Here is an 18,053-nt window from a genome sequence, read left to right as displayed (position 1 = left end):
CCGCCCGCTTTGTTAAGCGGGCGTTTTCACTAATGCCATCAGCCTTATCGGCCTAACGCGTCGAGGGTATTGAAAAGGACATTTCATGCAAAACAGTTTGTTGAAACCACGTATTATCGATGTAGAAGCGCTGGGCGCCGGTCACGCCAAAGTCGTGATGGAACCATTTGAACGCGGCTACGGCCACACCCTGGGCAACGCGCTGCGCCGCGTACTGCTGTCCTCGATGATCGGCTACGCGCCGACCGAAGTGACCATCGCCGGTGTGGTGCACGAGTACTCGTCGCTGGACGGCGTGCAAGAAGACGTGGTTGACCTGTTGCTGAACCTGAAGGGCGTTGTGTTCAAAGTGCACAACCGTGACTCCGTCACCCTGACCCTGAAAAAAGAAGGCGAAGGCGCTGTGCTGGCATCGGACATCGATCTGCCGCACGACGTCGAGCTGATCAACCCGGACCACGTGATTGCTCACCTGACCGCCGGCGGCAAGCTGGACATGCAGATCAAGGTTGAAAAAGGCCGCGGCTACGTTCCTGGTAACGTGCGTCGCCTGTCGGAAGACACCAACAAAACCATCGGCCGCATCATTCTGGACGCGTCGTTCTCGCCAGTGCGCCGTGTGTCGTACTTCGTTGAGTCCGCCCGTGTGGAACAGCGTACCGACCTGGACAAACTGATCATCAACATCGAAACCAACGGTGTGATCTCGCCAGAAGAAGCGATCCGTCAATCGGCGCGCGTGCTGGTGGACCAACTGAATGTGTTCGCGGCACTGGAAGGCACCGAAGCGGCTGCTGAAGCGCCATCGCGTGCACCGCTGGTCGATCCGATCCTGCTGCGTCCAGTCGACGACCTGGAACTGACCGTGCGTTCGGCCAACTGCCTGAAAGCCGAAAACATCTACTACATCGGCGACCTGATCCAGCGTTCGGAAAACGAACTGCTGAAGACCCCGAACCTGGGCCGCAAGTCGCTGAACGAGATCAAGGAAGTCCTGGCTTCCCGTGGTCTGACCCTGGGCATGAAGCTGGAAAACTGGCCGCCTGCTGGTCTGGAAAAGTAATTTTTGTAGCACCGCCCGCTGCATGTCGTAGCGGGCGTATTTAACTGAAACCGGTCCGCGCTCCTGCCTGGCTTGAGCGATCGAAGAACTCGGGTATAAACATCGAAAGGAAGTACCATGCGTCACCGTCACGGCCTCCGTAAACTGAACCGTACCTCGTCCCACCGTCTGGCTATGCTGCGCAACATGACCGTCTCGCTGCTGCGTCATGAAGCCATCAAAACCACGCTGCCAAAAGCTAAAGAACTGCGCCGCGTTGTTGAGCCTATCCTGACCCTGGGCAAGACCGACACCCTGGCAAACAAGCGTCTGGCATTCGCCCGTCTGCGCGACCGCGAAATCGTAGGCAAACTGTTCTCGGAACTGGGCCCACGCTACGCTGCACGTAACGGCGGCTACCTGCGCATCCTGAAAATGGGTTTCCGCGTTGGCGACAATGCTCCTATGGCTTACGTTGAACTGCTGGACCGTCCAGAAGTCACCGCTGTAGAAGACGCTCCAACCGCTGAGTAATCCGGTTCTAGCATCACTGAAAAGCCAGGCCTAGCCTGGCTTTTTTTTCGTCTGTTGCCGAGAAGACGATTGACTTTGAAATAGGAATCGTTATCATTCGCGTTTCGATATAAATGTCAATACTGGGGAACTGATGGATAAGCAAGTCACAATCAAGCCGTTGGCCATTCTGGTCAGCCTGGCCCTGCCACTGCTGGCGCAGGCGCAAAGCGGCGCGGAACAGGCGCTGCCGACGGTGCAGGTCACCTCGCAGAAGATGTCGGACACCACCGAAGGCACTGGCTCCTACACCACCGGCAAGGCGCGCAGCGCAACCCCGCTGGACATGTCGCTGCGCGACACGCCGCAATCCATCACCGTGGTGACCCAGCAGCGTATCGAAGACCAGGGCATGGTCACCGTAACCGACGTGGTCAACAACACCACCGGCGTCTCGGTCAACCAGTACGAAACCCACCGCGCCGGTTTTACCGCGCGCGGGTTCGACATCGACAACCTGCAGATCGACGGCGTACCGACCACCTGGGAGCAGCCATGGTCGTCCGGCGAAGTGCTGAGCACACTGGCGATCTACGACCGCGTGGAAATCGTGCGCGGCGCCACCGGCCTGATGACGGGCGCCGGCAATCCGTCGGCCTCGATCAACCTGGTGCACAAACGCGCCACCAGCAAAGAGCTGAGCGGCACCGCTGAACTGGAAATCGGCAGCTGGAAACAGCGTCGTGGCCTGGTCGATGTTTCGACCGCACTGAACCAGGAAGGCACGGTGCGCGGCCGCGTGGTGGGCGAATACCAGCAGGGCGACAGCTGGGCCGCGCTGCAAAAGAACAAGAGCAAAACCTTCTACGCAACCGTGGAAGCGGACCTGACGCCCAAGACCCTGCTCGTGGCCGGCTTCAGCCGTCAGGAAACCGAACCGAAAGGCCCGATGTGGGGTGGCCTGCCAGTCTGGTATTCGAACGGCCAGGAAGCCAACTGGGACGTCTCCAAAACCACCTCGGCCAGCTGGACCGATTGGCAGACCGCGTACAACAACACCTTCGCGCGCCTGGAGCACACCTTCGACAACGGCTGGAAAGTCACCGCCACCGCCGCCCATGGCGACCGCAAGGCCGACTCGCACCTGCTGTACCTGTCCGGCGTGCCCGTGAAGGGCGCGGACGGCGGCATGTCGCTGTTTGCCGGCTCCTACCTCACCCACACCAAGCAGGACAATTTCGGCCTGATGGCCAGCGGGCCGTTCGAACTGCTGGGCCGTAAGCACGAAGCTGCGTTCGGCTACACCTACTCCAACCAGAAGTTCAACGCTGACAGCCGCACGGCCAACTTCGGCGCCACCTACCCAGCCGTCGGCAATTTCGACCAATGGAATGGCGCGGCCTTCCCGGCGCCGAGCTGGAGCGCACCAGGCTTCTATGAAAGCACCACCACCAAGCAGGACGCGGCCTACGGCGTGGCGCGCTTCTCGCTGGCTGATCCGCTCAAGCTGATCGTCGGCGCCCGCGTCTCCAACTATGACAGCACCGACACGCAGGCTGGCGCCAAAGCGCCGAGCAGGATCAAGAACGACAACGAGCTGACCCCGTACGCCGGCATCGTGTACGACATCAACGACACCTATTCGGCCTATGCCAGCTACACCAGCATCTTCAAGCCGCAGAGCTATAAGGACAAGGCCGGCAATGTGCTGGACCCGGTCCGCGGCAAGGCGGCCGAGACCGGTATCAAGGGCGAGTTCCTGGACGGCCGCCTGAACGCCTCGTTTGCCCTGTTCCACATCAAGCAGGACAACCTGGCGCAGGAAGTGGACAAGATCACCCGTCCTGGCAGCGACCTGCCGGAAGCCTACTATGTGGGCGTGGACGGTGCGACCAGCCGCGGCTACGAGTTTGACGTGAACGGTGAACTGGCCCGTGGCTGGAATGCCAGCGTCGGCCTGAGCCAGTTCCGCGCCAGGCAGGCGAACGGCACGGATTTCAACAGCATCTACCCGCGCAAACTGTTCCGCGTCTTCACCACCTACGACCTGGGCGGCCAGCTCAAAGGCCTGACCGTGGGCGGCGGCGTCAACTGGGAAAGCCGTACTTACACCCGCGACCCGGGCGCACCGGCCGGTACGCCGACCAATGGCAACATCGTGCAGGACGGCTTTGCCCTGGTCAACCTGATGGCGCGTTATGACATCAGCAAAAACCTGTCGGCCCAGCTGAACGTCAACAACGTCACCGACAAGAAGCATTTCGGCATGTTTGCCGCGTACGGCGCGATTACTTACGCCGCACCGCGCAGCACGTCGCTGAACCTGAAATACCGCTTCTAACATTGTCCGCCGGGGCCTGACGGTCTCGGCTTTTTCTTGGGGAAGCTGCCATGCGAGCCTTCTGGACTTTGGTACACCGATATGCCGGCCTGCTGACTGCAGGCTTTTTGTTTATCAGCGGTTTTACTGGCGCCATCATTTCGTGGGACCACGAGCTGGACGACCTGCTCAACCCGCACCTGATGCACGCCCATACGCCGGGCACGCCGCAACCGCCGCTGGCACTGGCGCAACAGCTGGAGGCGCGTTATCCGCAGATCACGGTTTCGTATATTCCGATCGCGCTGGAGGCGGGCGAGTCGATTGCATTCGGCGTATCGCCGCGCGTGAATCCGGCGACGCAGAAACTGTACGAGCCGGGATTCAATCAGATCTTTGTTGATCCGGTAAGCGGAGCGGAATTAGGCAAGCGTGAATGGGGCGCGGTCTGGCCCATTACCAAGGAGACATTTGTTTCCTTCTTATACCGCCTGCATTACACCCTGCATATTCCAGAAATGTGGGGCATTGACCGCTGGGGTGTATGGCTTATGGGCGGTATTGCCATGATCTGGGTTGTAGATAGTTTTGTGGGTTTTTATCTGACGCTGCCTTTACGCCGAAAAGGCGCATCCAAATCCTGGATGGAACGCTGGAACCCGGCCTGGAAAGTTCGCTGGAACGGCGGCGGCAATAAGCTCAACTTCGATTTGCACCGTGCTTTCAGCCTGTGGACCTGGGCTTTGCTGATTATTTTGTCCTTTACCGCCTTTTCGCTGAATTTATACAGTGAAGTGTTTTATCCGGTGATGAGCAAAATATCGAAAGTCACACCCACACCATTTGACGTTATTCCGATGGCCGAACTGCATAAACCCTATACGGCAAAAATCGAATATGCATCGATAATTGAAACTGCTGACAAGGAAGCCCTTCAGCGTCAATGGAGTGAACCAGTAGGCGCGGTGTTTTATACAAATTCGTATAACGTCTATGGTGTGAGTTTCTATAAAGCTGGTAATGACCACGGTGCAGGCGGCGTTGGCCCGGCCTATTTATATTTCGACGGCACTGACGGTAAATTACTGGGCGAACGTCTGCCGTGGAAAGGCACGGCCGCAGATATCTTCGTGCAGGCGCAATTCCCGCTGCATTCCGGCCGCATACTCGGCTTGCCCGGCAGGATACTGATTTCCTTCATGGGCCTGGTGGTGGCGATGCTGAGCGTGACCGGTGTCATCATCTGGTGGCGCAAACGCGCGTCCCGCGTGGTGACTGCGGAACGCCGCGCAGGGGAACTCGCGGAAGTTTAGGAAAGTACATGCCAGAAATTGGCATGTACCAACCATTTTTGAGTCTGTTCTATTGCACGCGGCGGTCGCCGGCGGCCTTGAATTCGGAGCCGGCGTTCCAGCTTGGCGTGACGCCCTGGGCAATCTCCAGCCCAACCTGGAACAGCAGCTGGATATCCTGCACACCGCCGCTGAAATCCCAGTCATGACGGAAACCGTCGCTTGGCTGGTGGTAATCGTGGGTGAAATAGTTATCCACGACTTCACGCGCATAATTCTCCGGTTTATCCAGATACCGGCTGCGTGCCTTGGTATATAAAACTGGCACGCCAGCGCGTGCGAATTCCAATTGGTCGGCGCGATAGAAACTGCCCAATTCTGAGCGTGTATCCTTTTCCATTAAACGGCCTTGGGCCTTGGCATATTTTTCCAATATGCCGTCGATGCTGGAATGGCCAGAAGTGACGTTTTCAATCTGCGCCGTTTTTCCCCAGGCGTTGATACCGTCGATATTAATATTGGCGACAGTATTTTTCAAAGGGTAGAGTGGATGGGCAGCATAATACCTGGCGCCTAACAGACCTTTTTCTTCCGCTGTCGTGGCAATAAACAGGATGGAACGTTTAGGTGCTTTGGACAGGGCTTTATAGGCCTTTGCCAATTCCATTAACGCAGCGACGCCGGATGCGTTATCCAGGGCGCCGTGATAAATCTGCTTGTCGCGGCCGCCGGGCAATTTCTCATCGATACCCAGGTGATCCCAATGAGCGCTGTAAATGACGTATTCATTTTTCAGCTTAGGATCGCTACCTTCAATTTTTGCGACCACATTCCTGGAGTCGACGTTACGGGCGATATTCTCGATATGAAAATCCACCGTGCCGTTTAAACTGACGGGACGAAATTCTTTGCTGAGCGCCTGTTTTTTCAAGGCGTCGAAATCATAGCCGGCCGCCTGCATCATGGCTTTGGCTTTATCCAGTTGAATCCAGCCCGGTACGGCAGGCGCGTCTGGATCGTCGCCGCTGCGCAGCAGGCTGAAGTGTTCAGCGACGCCGCCGCTGCGCACCACATCCCACGGATAAGCTGCCGGCTTTGTTTCATGAATAATCATGACCGCCGCCGCCCCGAGCTTGGCGCCGATTTCGTATTTGTAGGTCCAACGGCCGTAATACGTCATGGCCTTGCCCTTGAACATAGTCGGGTCCAGCTCCGCCGGATTATTCGGATCGGGGATGGCCGGGTCGTTAATCAGCATCAGCAGGGTTTTGCCGCGCACGTCCACGCCCTTGTAGTCATCCCAGCCGTATTCCGGCGCCTGCACGCCGTAGCCGACAAACACGATGTCCGAGTGCTTGACGTCCACCGTGCTTGGTTGGCTGGTCGAATGGGCAACATAGTCATCCGGGAAATTCAGTGCCACTTTCTGGCCGCCGATGGTGTAGCTGAAATTTGGCGCCGGTTTCTGGCCGCGCATCGGCACGGCTTGTACCCAGCTGCCATCCGGGTTGCCTGGCTTCAGGCCGAGCTTCTTGAATTCCTGCTGAATGTAGGCCACGGTCCTGGTTTCACCGGCGGTGCCGGGCGCGCGGCCTTCAAATTCGTCGGAGGCCAGCGTTTGGATGTGGGTCAGCAGGTCCTTGGACGATACGGCGTTCAGCGCCTTGGCCGGTGCTTGCGCCAGCGCGGGCAGGGCGCTCAGCGCCAGGGCGGATAACAGCAGGGGACGTAGAGAAGACATGGGGCTGGGCTCCAGTGACATGAAAAACCGAGTTTCGCATAAATCAATTTTTAAGGCCCGGCTCAGGCGGGAAAAACGCGCCCGGTGTACTATGCCTGTTGCTCCAATGACCAGTTCCTCTGAGAGAAGATTTCATGCCCCGTTTTGCCCGTTTTATCGCGCCATTGCTGGCGCTGATCGCGCTGCTGCTGCAGCCTGCCCGTGCCCAGGAGTTCCTTGATCCGTCCGAAGCGTTCAAGTTTTCAGCGCGCATGGTGGACGGGCATACGGTTGCCGTGACCTTCCAGATTGCCGACGGCTACTATATGTATCGCGAGCGCTTCAAGTTCAGCGCGCAGGGCGCCAAGCTGGGCACACCGCAAATCCCGCCTGGCAAGGTGCATTACGACGATACCTTCGCCAAGGACGTGGAAACCTATCGCAAGGGGCTGACGATTACGATACCGGTCGACGTCAACGGCCCGTTCACGCTGCTGGCGAGCGGGCAGGGCTGTTCGGAAAAGGGCTTGTGCTATGCGCCGCAGGATTACAAGGCTGCACTGACCGGTAGCGGATCGGTGCCTGTGCCGGCGGCACCCGCTGCAACCACACCTGCCGCCGCGCAGGCCGCCCCATCTGCCCCGGCGCCAGCCGCTACGGCAGCGCAACCAGCCGCCGCAAGCGTCGCGCCCGTCGCCACAGCCGCCGCCATAGCCGCCACACGGCCAGCCGAAGGCGCCGTCAACCTTGGCGTCGACGGCGGCAAAGCTGCCTCAGCCGCTCCAGGCGTCAAGATCTACACCGTCCCTAATCCAACCGCCACCGACCTGCCGCAACCTGCCCCTGCTGTCGCAACCACCGTGGCGCCGGCGAGTGAAGCCGGCCGTCTGGAAGCTGCGTTGAAGAGCGGCAAACTGCTGGTCATCCTGCCGTTGTTCGCCTTGCTGGGCCTGGGGCTGTCGTTCACCCCATGCGTGCTGCCGATGGTGCCGATTCTGTCCTCGATCATCGTCGGCGAAGGTGCGCAGAGCAGCCGCAGCCGCGGCCTCGCTTTGTCGGTAACCTATGCGCTGGGCATGGCACTGGTCTACACCGCACTGGGCGTTGCTGCCGGCCTGGCGGGTGAAGGCCTGGCCAGTGCGCTGCAAAATCCATGGGTGCTGGGGGCATTTGCCCTGCTGATGGCGCTGTTGTCGTTGTCGATGTTTGGCTTCTACGAGCTGCAAGTCCCGGCGGCGCTGCAAAGCAAACTGAGCACCGTCTCCAACCGCCAGGCCTCCGGCAAGCTGGCCGGCGTGTTCGTGATGGGAGCGATTTCCGCGCTGATCGTCGGTCCGTGCGTGGCCGCGCCGCTGGCGGCAGCGCTGGTCTACATCAGCCAGTCGCGTGACATCGTCATCGGCGGCGCCGCGCTGTTTGCGATGGCGGTTGGCATGAGCGTGCCGCTGATCCTGGTAGGTGTCTCGGCTGGCACGCTGCTGCCGAAAGCCGGTGTCTGGATGGACGCCGTGAAGCGCTTCTTTGGCGTGCTGATGCTGGCAGTCGGCTGGTGGCTGGTGTCGCCGGTGCTGCCGGGCGCCGTGCAGATGCTGGGCTGGGCCGCGCTGTTGGTCGGCTACGGCATGTATCTGCTCATGAACTCCGGGCAATGGGTCGCTAAGTCGGTCGGCGTGATTGTCGCCGTGCTGGGTGTGGCGCAACTGGTCGGGGTGGTCAGCGGTGGCCGCGATCCGCTGGCGCCGCTCGCGCATCTGGGCAGCAAGGCACACGAGGCGCCGCTGGCCTTCCAGCGCATCAAAACCACCCAGCAGCTGGACGCCGTGCTGGCCCAAACCGGCGGCAAGACCGCCATGCTGGACTTCTATGCCGACTGGTGCGTGTCCTGCAAGGAAATGGAAAAGCTGACGTTCGTCGATCCGCAAGTGCGCGCCAAACTGGCCAACACCGTGCTGCTGCAAGTGGACGTCACCGCCAACGATGCCGACGACAAAGCCATGCTGAAACGCTTCGGCCTGTTCGGCCCGCCGGGCATCATCCTGTTTGACCGCCAGGGCAAGGAAATTCCGAACGCGCGCGTGATCGGCTTCCAAGATGCGGCCAAATTCACCGCATCCCTGTCCGCGCTGAACTGATCAGCCCTGGCGCGGGCCGCCCCAGCCTTCATGCTGGCCGTGGCCCCAGCCACCGTGATGGCCGCGGTGGCGCCAGCTGGCACGCATGCCGCCGCGCTCGCCGCCAAAGCTGTGCTCATCAAACAGCGTCTGCTGCGCTGGATTCAGCTGGCCGTAGAACGCGGTCACCGCCTTCAGATGAGTTTCCAGCATCGCTTCCCGTTTCTTGCTCATGTCCAGTGCCAGCGTCAGGCGCTCCGGCGCCGTCAGTTGCTTGAATGGCTTGTGCTCCGGACGGGCGCCCATGGCTGCCGGCTTGATTGCCGCTTGATAGGTGGCCCAGGCCGATTCCTGCTGCGTGGTCAGTTTCAGCAGGTCATGCAGACGCGCCTGGCGTTTGGCGTACATATCGGCCATCTTGGCCTGCATCTGCTCCTTGCTTGGACGGGCGTCGTGCTGTTTCTGAGCAGGTTTGGCTTCCTGTGCCTGGGCGGCGGCCATGCCCAGTACCGTAAAACCGATCAGTATGCTTTTGCGTAAGGTGTTCATGGTCGTTCCTTCATGGTTGAGAGTTGAATCATCGCGGCGCCATATGTGCCGCGCTGGTCACCATAGTGGCGGCCCAAGGTTGCTCTTACGTTGCGCTCGCCGAAGTTTTTGTATCCAGATGTTTCGCCCCCCGCAATGCCCTATATGGATATACAAGACGATACAATTGGTGCATGGTCTTGCATGGATAATGAGCGCATGGAACCGACATCTACTATTTTGATCGTTGACGACGATCGTGACATTCGCACTTTGCTGGCGGATTACCTTGAATCCAACGGCTACCGCGCGCTGTGCGCCGCCGATGGCGCTGCGATGTGGAAACTGCTGGACGAAGCCCGCCCCGAGCTGGTGGTGCTGGACCTGAACCTGCCGGGCGACGATGGCCTTACCCTGTGCCGCAAGCTGCGCGCGCACTCGACGCTGCCGGTGATCATGCTGACCGCCCGCAACGAGCCGCTGGACCGCATCCTCGGCCTGGAAATGGGCGCCGACGACTACCTGCCGAAACCGTTCGAGCCGCGTGAACTGCTGGCGCGCATCCGCAGCGTTCTGCGCCGCAGCAATGCGATGCCGGTAGGCGTGGGTACGGACAAGGCGCAGCAAATGAAATTCTCGGGCTGGACGCTGGACCTGACCGCGCGCCACCTGCTGAATCCGGACGGCATCGTCATCATGCTGTCGGGCGCTGAGTTCCGCCTGCTCAAGGTGTTCCTCGAACATCCGAACCGCGTGCTGAACCGCGACCAGCTGCTCAACCTGACCCAGGGCCGCGACGCCGATCCGTTCGACCGTTCGATCGATATCCAGATCAGCCGCCTGCGCCAGAAGCTTGGCGAAGACGCGCGCATGCCGCAAATCATCAAAACCGTCCGTAACGGCGGGTATGTGCTGGCCGGCCAGGTCAGCGTGGAGCCGCAAGCGTGAGAGCCTTCCTCGGTTCGATGACCGGACGGGTATTCCTGGTCCTGTTGCTGGGTATTGTGGCGTCGGCCGCGCTGACCCAGTGGCTGGCCGTGAACGAACGCACGCGCGCGCTGGAGCGCTACCGCGACTTCCACGCGCTGGAACGGGCCGAGCAATTGATCACCACCGCCGACGTGATGCCGGAAAGCGCGCGTCCCACCTATCTGGTGGCGGCCAACCGCGGCACGGTGCGGCTGGAAATCAGCGATGTGCCGCAGGCGCAAGGACTGCCGGCGACCGAATTCTCCACCTTGCTGCAACAGCGCCTGGGCGAGCGCTATTCGCTGGGGCCGCTGGCGGAACATCCGGCCGCCTGCGACCAGCCACGCCAGAGCAACAGCATCTTTGCGCCGTCGCAGTGGCGCGGCACCTGTGAAACCATGAATGTGCGCCTGCACGACGGCCAGACGCTCAAGCTGTCGGTGTTGCCGCCGCGCCAGCCGCCGCCATCGGGCCATAGCGAGCTGCTGTCGCTGCTGCCGTTCCTGGTCTCGATTGCGTTCCTGGCCTACCTGGTGGCGCGCATGACTATGCGCCCGCTGAAGCGTCTGGCGCAGGCCGCCAAGGATCTCGGCAACGACATCAACCACCCGCCCGTGGTGCTGAGCGGCGCCGCGGAAATCCGCCAGGCCAGCGCGGCGTTCAACGCCATGCAGGCGCGCATCCGCCAGCACATCACCCAGCGCACGCAGATGCTGGCCGCCATCACCCACGACCTGCAAACGCCGCTGACCCGGCTGCGCCTGCGGCTGGAAAAAGTCAGCGACGCCGAGCTGCAGCAGCGTCTCATTGACGACCTGTCGGCCATGCAGCAAATGGTCAAGGAAGGCCTGGACCTGGCGCGCAGCATGGATTCCACGGAAACCATGCAGGCGCTTGACCTCGACGCGCTGCTCGACAGCGTGTGCAGCGACGCCACCGACGTCGGCCAGCAGGTGGAACTGCGCGGCCGCGCGGCGATGGCGCTGATGGGCCGGCCGCTGGCGATCCGCCGCTGCCTGGTCAACCTGATCGACAACGCCGTCAAGTACGGCCAGTACGCCCACGTGACAGTGGAGCGCATGGCTGGCGCGGCGCGCATCCGCATCCGCGACGGCGGTCCCGGCATTGCCGCGGACCAGATGGCGCGCGTGTTCGAACCGTTCTACCGCATCGAAACCTCGCGCTCGCGGGAATCGGGTGGTACCGGCCTGGGGCTGACCATCGCCCGTAACATCGCCGAGCAGCACGGCGCCAATGTCTCGCTGTCCAACCACAAGGACGGCGGCCTGGAAGTGACACTGGTGGTGCCGGAGTACTACGCCGGCAGCTAACGCAACGGTCTACAGAAAAACTGGCAACTGGTCATATTGTTGCAGTTTTTCTCGTGGATACTATGCGACAATATTTTGCCCCTAGGCACGGCGGCAATATTTTCGACGGCAAAAACATTATTAAAATGAAAAAATCATCCATAGCATCTTTGGTCGGCGCAATCGTGGTAGTGGCAGGGGGCATCTGGTACATGACGCACCAAGGCGCCGAGCCAGCCGGCGCCCACAAGCCGGGCAACGGCCCGCAAGGCCCCACCACCGTCAGCATTGTTGCCCCCAAGCGGCAGGATGTGCCCGTAACCCTGGAGGCCAACGGCACGGTGACGCCGATCAGCACCGTGGACTTGCATCCGCAAACTACCAGCACCATCGCCAAAGTGCATATCAAGGAAGGGCAGTTCGTCAAATCGGGCGAGCTGATGTTCACGCTGGACGACCGTACCGAGCGCGCCAATATGGACAAGGCGCAGGCGCAGGTCGAGCGTGACCGCGCCGCGCTGGCCGACTACGAGCGCCAGTACAAACGCGCGCTGGAACTGCTGGAGAAAAAATTCATCGCCCAGGGCGCGGTCGATACGCTCAAGAGCCAGGTCGATTCCGCGCGCGCGCTGCTGCAGGCCGACGTTGCCGCCGCCCGCTCGGCCAGCGTGGACGCCAGCTACACCGCCATCCGCGCGCCGATGACGGGCCGGGTCGGCGCTATCAACGTCTTCCCGGGCAGCCTGGTGCAGATGACCACCTCGCTGACCACCGTCACCCAGCTGGACCCGATCACGGTGGCCTTCACCTTGCCGGAAACCGCACTGTCCGGCCTGATGGCGGCCCAGCGTCAGGGCGCGGTGCCGGTGCAGGTGACGCTGGACAATTCCAGCGTGGCCATCAATGGCGCGCTGAGCTTTATCGACAACACGGTCGATCCGGTGGCGGGCGTGATCCGCGTCAAGGCGCAGTTCGACAACCGGGACACCAATCTGTGGCCTGGCCAATACGTCAACACCAGGCTGGTGTCCCACATCATAAAAGATGCGACGGTGATACCGCAAAACGCTATCATTAGCAATACCCGCGGGACCTTCATCTACGCGGTGGACAAAGACCAGTCCGCCAAAGTGGTCAACATCAAGCGGCTGTACGCGTTTGGCGAAAATGCCGCCGTGTCCGGCCTGAGCGGTGACGAGCAGGTGATCGTCGACGGCAAGCAGAACCTGCGGCCGGGCGGCAAGGTGCGTATCGCCTCCGCCGACAAGCCAGCCGATGCCAAGGCCGATGGTACTAAGCAGAAAGGCTAAGCGATGAACCTTTCCGAGTTGTGCATCCGCCGTCCCGTCATGGTGGTGCTGTTGTCGGCCACCCTGATCCTGGCCGGCGTGCTGGCGTATTTCTACATCCCGGTGGCGGCGCTGCCGAGCTACAACACGCCGGTGATCAACGTCTCGGCCGACCTGCCGGGCGCCGCGCCGGAAACCATGGCGTCCTCGGTGGCGCTGCCGCTGGAGAAACAGTTCTCCACCATCGCCGGCCTGGCGATGATTACCTCCACCAATACGCTGGGCAATTCCTCGCTGACGCTGGAGTTTGACCCGAGCATTAACGTCAACGAGGCGGCGGTCGATGTGCAGGCCGCGCTGCTGCGCGCGCAGCGCCAGTTGCCGATCGAGATGACGGACCTGCCGTCCTACCGCAAGGTCAATCCGGCCGATGCGCCGGTGCTGTTCATGACCATGAACTCGCCCTCGCTGACCTTGTCCGAGCTGAACGACTACGCCGAAAACCTGATCGCGCCGAGCCTGTCGACATTGCCGGGTGTGGCGCAGGTCACGGTCAACGGCCAGAAGCGCTTTGCGGTCCGCATCCGCGCCAAGTCGGACCTCATGAACGCGCGTAACCTGACGCTGGACGAGCTGCAGCAAGCGATCAAGTCGGCCAACGCCAACACGCCGCTGGGCATTCTGGACGGCCCGAGCCAGACGCTGACCATCCAGGGCAACGCCCAGCTCATGAAGGCGGCCGACTATGCCAACCTCATCGTCGCCCAGCGCAATGGCGAGCCGGTGCGTCTCAAGGATGTGGCCGACGTGCAGGACAGCTTCCAGTCGACCAAGGCGGCCGGCAGCTACAACGGCGAGCGTTCCATCGTGCTGCTGGTGCAGCGCCAGCCGGACGCCAACACCGTGCAGGTGGTGGACGGCGTGCGCCGCCTGCTGCCGCAGTTCAAGGCGCAGCTGCCGGCGTCGATCAACATCAACCTGGTCAATGACCGCTCGGTGTCGATCCGCGAAGCGATCCACGACGTCAACCTGACGCTGCTGCTGACGGTGGCGCTGGTGGTGATGGTGATTTTCCTGTTCCTGCGCCGCGCGGCGGCCACCTTCATCCCGGCCATCACAATGCCGATTTCGCTGCTGGGCGCGCTGGCGCTGCTGTACGCATTCGGCTACTCGCTGGACAACGTCTCGCTGCTCGGCATTACGCTGGCCGTGGGCCTGGTGGTGGACGACGCCATCGTGGTGCTGGAAAACATCGTGCGCCACATCGAGATGGGCAAACGGCCGCTGGAAGCATCGCTGATCGGCGCCAAGGAAATGGGCTTCACGATTATCTCGATTTCCGTATCGCTGGTGGCGGTGTTCATTCCGATCTTCTTCATGCCTGGTGTGATCGGCCTGATGTTCCATGAATTTGCCGTGGTGGTGGCCTTGTCCGTGCTGGTGTCGGCGGCCGTGTCGCTGATGCTGGTGCCAATGCTGGCCAGCCGCCTGCTGCCGCCGGACGCCATCGACCCTGAACACGACAAGGGCAACTTCATCGGCCGCTGGTTCGAGGCCGGCTTTGGCGCGCTGCGCGATTTCTACGCACGCACGCTGGACGTGTCGCTGCGCCACCGCTACATCGTGCTGCTGGCCGCGTTCATCACGTTCGCGCTGACCGCCGTGCTGTACGTGACCATTCCCAAGGGCTTCTTCCCGGAAGAAGACCTGGGCCAGATCCGCGTCAACACCGAGGCGTCCGAAGACATTTCCTCGGTCGCGCTGATGGACTTGCAGGAGAAAGTCGCGGCCGTCATCAAGGCCGACCCGAACGTGCAGGATGTGACTTCGTTTGTCGGCGGCGGCAATACCGGCCGCATGTTCCTGGTGCTCAAGCCGCGCGACCAGCGCAAGAAAATGCCGCAGGTGCTCGACAGCCTGCGCAAGGCCACCAAGCAGGTGCCGGGCATCGCCGTCTATCTGAGTCCGGTGCAGAACTTGCAGCTGGGCGGGCGCCAGTCCAAGAGCCGCTACCAGTACACGCTGCAATCGGTGAGCCCGGGCGCGCTGAACGAGTGGGCGGAAAAATATATGGACCGCATGCGGGCCGACCAGGATTTCCGCGACGTCACCAGCGATTCGCAGAACAAGGGCCTGCAAGCCTCGCTCAAGATCGACCGCGACAAGGCCAACAACCTGGGCGTGGCGATCGGCGACATCCGCACCGCGCTGTACCTGGCCTTTGGTGAACGCCAGGTCTCGACGATTTACTCGCCGGCCGCCAGCTACTACGTGATCCTGGAAGCGGCCGATGCCGACCGCCAGTTCGACAGCGCGCTGACGCGCATCTCGGTGCGCAACAAGAGCGGCCAGCTGGTGCAGCTGTCCAGCTTTGCCACGGTGGAACGCACCATCGGCCCGACTGCCGTGAACCACCAGGGCCAGCTGCAGGCGATTACGCTGTCGTTCAACCTGGCGCCGGATGTGCCGCTGGGTATCGCCACAGCCAAGATCGACCAATGGGCGGCGGATATGCACCTGCCACCTTCCATCATCACCAACTACGGTGGCGATGCCGCGGTGTTCCAGAGTTCGCAGGGCAGCCAGCTGATCCTGATTGTCGCCGCGCTGGGCGTGATCTACGTGCTGCTGGGCGTGCTGTACGAGAGCTACATCCACCCGCTGACGATTCTGGCCGGCCTGCCGTCCGCTGCGGTGGGCGCGCTGCTGACGCTGCGCCTGTTCAACCTGGACCTGACGATGATCGCAATTATCGGCATCCTGATGCTGATTGGTATCGTCAAGAAAAACGCCATCATGATGATCGACTTCGCGCTGCACGCGCAGCGCAATGAAGGGCTGACACCGGACGTGGCGATCCGCCAGGCCTGTATCCTGCGCTTCCGGCCGATCATGATGACCACCATGGCAGCGCTGATGGGCGCACTGCCGATCGCGCTGGGCCTGGGCGCGGGCGCCGAACTGCGCCAGCCGCTGGGCCTGGCAGTGGTGGGCGGTCTGATCTTCTCGCAAGTGATCACGCTGTACATCACGCCGGTGATCTACCTGTTCCTCGACAAGTACAGTGGCACCGGTCCGATGAGCGACAAGGAAATCGCCGACGACGCCGCCACCCCGGCACCGGAACGCGAGGCCGTCCACGCGGTGCCGTTGAAAGCCGTGAACAAGCATTGAGCGGTGACAAGCTGATCTGAACATCGCCTCTTTATCATGGGCAAGTTTTCCAGGATAAAGAGGCGATACGATGCAACGCTATACCGTCACCCTGATCGGCATGGGTCCGCGCGGACTCAGCGTTTTTGAACGCCTCGCTGCCGTCGCGCTGGCCCGCCAGCTTCCCCTTGATATCGTGGTCATCGATCCCGGCGAATGCGGGCAGGGCGCGCATCTGGCGCAGCAGCCCCCCTATTTGCTCATCAACACACTGGCCTGCCAGGTCACGCTGTTTCCCGCTGCTGGCGCTGTGCAGCACGCGCCCGTCTGCGCGACGCCGACCCTGACGGAATGGGCGCGGCAGGCCGGCATCCCCGTCACCGATGCCGACTATCTGCCGCGCAGCCTGCTGGGCGAGTACCTGGGCTGGTGCTACACGCAAATTGCCGCCGCCTTGCCGGCTGGCGCCGCGCTGACCCATCACCGCCTGCTTGCCGTCGACCTGCAGCGGCGCCAGGACGGCCGCTGCGAGGTGGTGCTCGAAGATGGCAGCGTGGTGGTGAGCGACTTTGTGTGCCTCACCACGGGCCATGGCGCCGGCAATGCCTATCCGGCACAGCAGCTGGCGCATATTGCTGCCGGTGCGCGCGTGGCGATCCAGGGACTGGGCCTGACCGCGCACGATGTGATTGCCGGCTTGACTGTGGGACGCGGCGGCAGCTTTGTCGCCAGCGGCAGCGGCCTGCGTTATCTGGCGTCCGGCCGTGAACCGCAGCTGACGCTGTGCTCGCGCAACTGCCTGCCGTACGCCGCGCGCGGCATCAACCAGAAGGGCGTGGACGGCCGTCACCAGCCGCGCTACTTCACGCTGGATGCGGTGGCCATGCTGCGCCGCCAGTCGCTGATCCAGCGCGGCACCACCCAGCTGGACTTCGAACGCGACCTGTTGCCGCTGCTGAAGCGCGAAATGGCCGAGGTTTACCGCGCCACGCCTGGCGCCGCGGCGCGGGACAATGATGCGCTGTTTGCCGAACTGCTGTTTCCCACACAAGACCGGCGGTTCGCCTCGCTGGCCGAATTCCGCCGCTATTTCCGCGACTGGCTGGAACGCGACCTGGCCGAGGCCCGCAAGGGTAATGTGGCCAGTCCAACCAAGGCGGCCACCGACGTGCTGCGCGACGTGCGCGCGGTGCTGCAGGCCGTGGTCGAACATGGCGGCCTGACGCCGGCCTCGCACCGCCGCTACCTGGCGGTATATCACCCGGCCATCAACCGCACGGCGTTCGGGCCGCCGTTGCGGCGCAATGAGGAACTGCTGGCGCTGCTCGACGCCGGCGTCATCGCGCTCCATGCCGGCCCTGGCAACAGCATCGACGCCCATACGCTGCGCACGCCATTTGCCCAGGGCATCGAATGCTGGACAGCGGATGTGATCGTGATGGCAAGACTGGCGGGGTTTTCGCCCAAAACCGACACATCCTTACTCATCCGTAATGTGTTGCAGCGCGGCCTCGTGCAGCCCTATTACAACGGTGATTTCCACCCCGGCGGCCTGGCCATCAACCGTGCCGGCCAGCTGCTCGACGCGCAGGACAAAGTGCAGCCCAATCTGTGGGCGCTGGGCTATCCGGCAGAGGGGCCGCACTACTACACTTACGCCTTGCCACGCCCGCAGCTGCGCTCGCGCCAGGTGTTGGATGCCGAACAATGCGTGATGGCCATGGCCGCTACAATGGAGGGGCATCGGGAGGACCGGCAGCCGTATGAGACCATGGCAGCGCAAATTCATGGCACTCTGTAAAGCAA

The 18,053-nt window shown here is 62.0% G+C and carries 12 protein-coding genes; 10 read left to right on the top strand and 2 right to left on the bottom strand.

Translation table 11 applies throughout. The features are described from left to right. The first annotated feature begins 85 nt into the window (after positions 1-85). The 4 genes from GTP58_RS10945 (at position 86) to GTP58_RS10930 (ending at position 5,188) form a co-directional block, all read left to right on the top strand. Positions 86-1,063 carry a DNA-directed RNA polymerase subunit alpha gene (locus GTP58_RS10945; RefSeq protein WP_072786829.1) on the top strand — a complete coding sequence of 326 codons (978 nt, stop codon included), beginning with the start codon at positions 86-88 and terminating at the stop codon, positions 1,061-1,063. Positions 1,064-1,180: 117 nt separating this feature from the next. After that, positions 1,181-1,576: a 50S ribosomal protein L17 gene (gene rplQ / locus GTP58_RS10940; protein ID WP_072786830.1), complete on the top strand. Its 396-nt coding sequence runs from the start codon at positions 1,181-1,183 to the stop codon at positions 1,574-1,576. Between the two features lie 133 nt (positions 1,577-1,709). Next, positions 1,710-3,896: a TonB-dependent siderophore receptor gene (locus GTP58_RS10935; protein WP_161077545.1), complete on the top strand. Its 2,187-nt coding sequence runs from the start codon at positions 1,710-1,712 to the stop codon at positions 3,894-3,896. Between the two features lie 50 nt (positions 3,897-3,946). Beyond that, positions 3,947-5,188 carry a PepSY domain-containing protein gene (locus tag GTP58_RS10930; protein WP_161077544.1) on the top strand — a complete coding sequence of 414 codons (1,242 nt, stop codon included), beginning with the start codon at positions 3,947-3,949 and terminating at the stop codon, positions 5,186-5,188. Positions 5,189-5,237: 49 nt separating this feature from the next. Here GTP58_RS10930 and GTP58_RS10925 read toward each other — a convergent pair whose 3' ends face one another. Then, positions 5,238-6,908 carry a M20/M25/M40 family metallo-hydrolase gene (locus GTP58_RS10925; protein ID WP_161077543.1) on the bottom strand — a complete coding sequence of 557 codons (1,671 nt, stop codon included), beginning with the start codon at positions 6,906-6,908 and terminating at the stop codon, positions 5,238-5,240. 134 nt (positions 6,909-7,042) lie between these two features. Between GTP58_RS10925 and dsbD the strand changes: the two genes are divergently transcribed. Next, a complete protein-coding gene (dsbD, locus tag GTP58_RS10920; protein ID WP_161077542.1) occupies positions 7,043-9,019 on the top strand; it encodes a protein-disulfide reductase DsbD in 1,977 nt (658 codons plus the stop codon). Here dsbD and GTP58_RS10915 read toward each other — a convergent pair whose 3' ends face one another. Beyond that, on the bottom strand, positions 9,020-9,547 hold the full coding sequence (locus GTP58_RS10915) for a Spy/CpxP family protein refolding chaperone (protein ID WP_161077541.1): 528 nt from the start codon (positions 9,545-9,547) through the stop codon (positions 9,020-9,022). A gap of 198 nt (positions 9,548-9,745) precedes the next feature. On the opposite strand from GTP58_RS10915, the gene GTP58_RS10910 reads away from it, so the two are divergent. The 5 genes from GTP58_RS10910 (at position 9,746) to GTP58_RS10890 (ending at position 18,048) form a co-directional block, all read left to right on the top strand. Continuing rightward, the gene (locus GTP58_RS10910; protein ID WP_161077540.1) at positions 9,746-10,474 is read left to right on the top strand and encodes a response regulator; all 729 of its coding nucleotides are present in this window, start codon (positions 9,746-9,748) and stop codon (positions 10,472-10,474) included. Further along, complete coding sequence (locus GTP58_RS10905; RefSeq protein WP_072786836.1) at positions 10,471-11,826, top strand: ATP-binding protein; 1,356 nt, start codon at positions 10,471-10,473, stop codon at positions 11,824-11,826. Before GTP58_RS10910 ends, GTP58_RS10905 begins: the two co-directional genes overlap by 4 nt. A gap of 125 nt (positions 11,827-11,951) precedes the next feature. Further along, the gene (locus GTP58_RS10900) at positions 11,952-13,115 is read left to right on the top strand and encodes an efflux RND transporter periplasmic adaptor subunit (protein WP_161077539.1); all 1,164 of its coding nucleotides are present in this window, start codon (positions 11,952-11,954) and stop codon (positions 13,113-13,115) included. 3 nt (positions 13,116-13,118) lie between these two features. After that, positions 13,119-16,268: an efflux RND transporter permease subunit gene (locus GTP58_RS10895; protein ID WP_161077538.1), complete on the top strand. Its 3,150-nt coding sequence runs from the start codon at positions 13,119-13,121 to the stop codon at positions 16,266-16,268. A gap of 70 nt (positions 16,269-16,338) precedes the next feature. Beyond that, positions 16,339-18,048 (top strand): FAD/NAD(P)-binding protein, encoded by a 1,710-nt coding sequence (locus GTP58_RS10890; protein ID WP_161077537.1) that lies wholly within the window; start codon positions 16,339-16,341, stop codon positions 18,046-18,048. Positions 18,049-18,053: the final 5 nt, after the last annotated feature.

The sequence above is a fragment of the Duganella sp. CY15W genome (assembly GCF_009857555.1).
GTDB lineage: Bacteria > Pseudomonadota > Gammaproteobacteria > Burkholderiales > Burkholderiaceae_D > Rugamonas > Rugamonas sacchari.
The sequence above is the reverse complement of the archived record's forward strand: the minus strand, read 5'-3'. Positions and strand labels throughout refer to the sequence as shown.

Excerpts from the sequence above, each read along its gene's own strand:
- GTP58_RS10945 (WP_072786829.1), top strand. The coding sequence starts at position 86 with ATGCAAAACAGTTTGTTGAAACCACGTATTATCGATGTAGAAGCGCTG.
- GTP58_RS10935 (WP_161077545.1), top strand. The coding sequence starts at position 1,710 with ATGGATAAGCAAGTCACAATCAAGCCGTTGGCCATTCTGGTCAGCCTG.
- rplQ (WP_072786830.1), top strand. The coding sequence starts at position 1,181 with ATGCGTCACCGTCACGGCCTCCGTAAACTGAACCGTACCTCGTCCCAC.
- GTP58_RS10900 (WP_161077539.1), top strand. The coding sequence starts at position 11,952 with ATGAAAAAATCATCCATAGCATCTTTGGTCGGCGCAATCGTGGTAGTG.
- GTP58_RS10925 (WP_161077543.1), bottom strand. The coding sequence starts at position 6,908 with ATGTCTTCTCTACGTCCCCTGCTGTTATCCGCCCTGGCGCTGAGCGCC.
- GTP58_RS10890 (WP_161077537.1), top strand. The coding sequence starts at position 16,339 with ATGCAACGCTATACCGTCACCCTGATCGGCATGGGTCCGCGCGGACTC.
- GTP58_RS10930 (WP_161077544.1), top strand. The coding sequence starts at position 3,947 with ATGCGAGCCTTCTGGACTTTGGTACACCGATATGCCGGCCTGCTGACT.
- GTP58_RS10895 (WP_161077538.1), top strand. The coding sequence starts at position 13,119 with ATGAACCTTTCCGAGTTGTGCATCCGCCGTCCCGTCATGGTGGTGCTG.
- GTP58_RS10910 (WP_161077540.1), top strand. The coding sequence starts at position 9,746 with ATGGAACCGACATCTACTATTTTGATCGTTGACGACGATCGTGACATT.
- dsbD (WP_161077542.1), top strand. The coding sequence starts at position 7,043 with ATGCCCCGTTTTGCCCGTTTTATCGCGCCATTGCTGGCGCTGATCGCG.
- GTP58_RS10915 (WP_161077541.1), bottom strand. The coding sequence starts at position 9,547 with ATGAACACCTTACGCAAAAGCATACTGATCGGTTTTACGGTACTGGGC.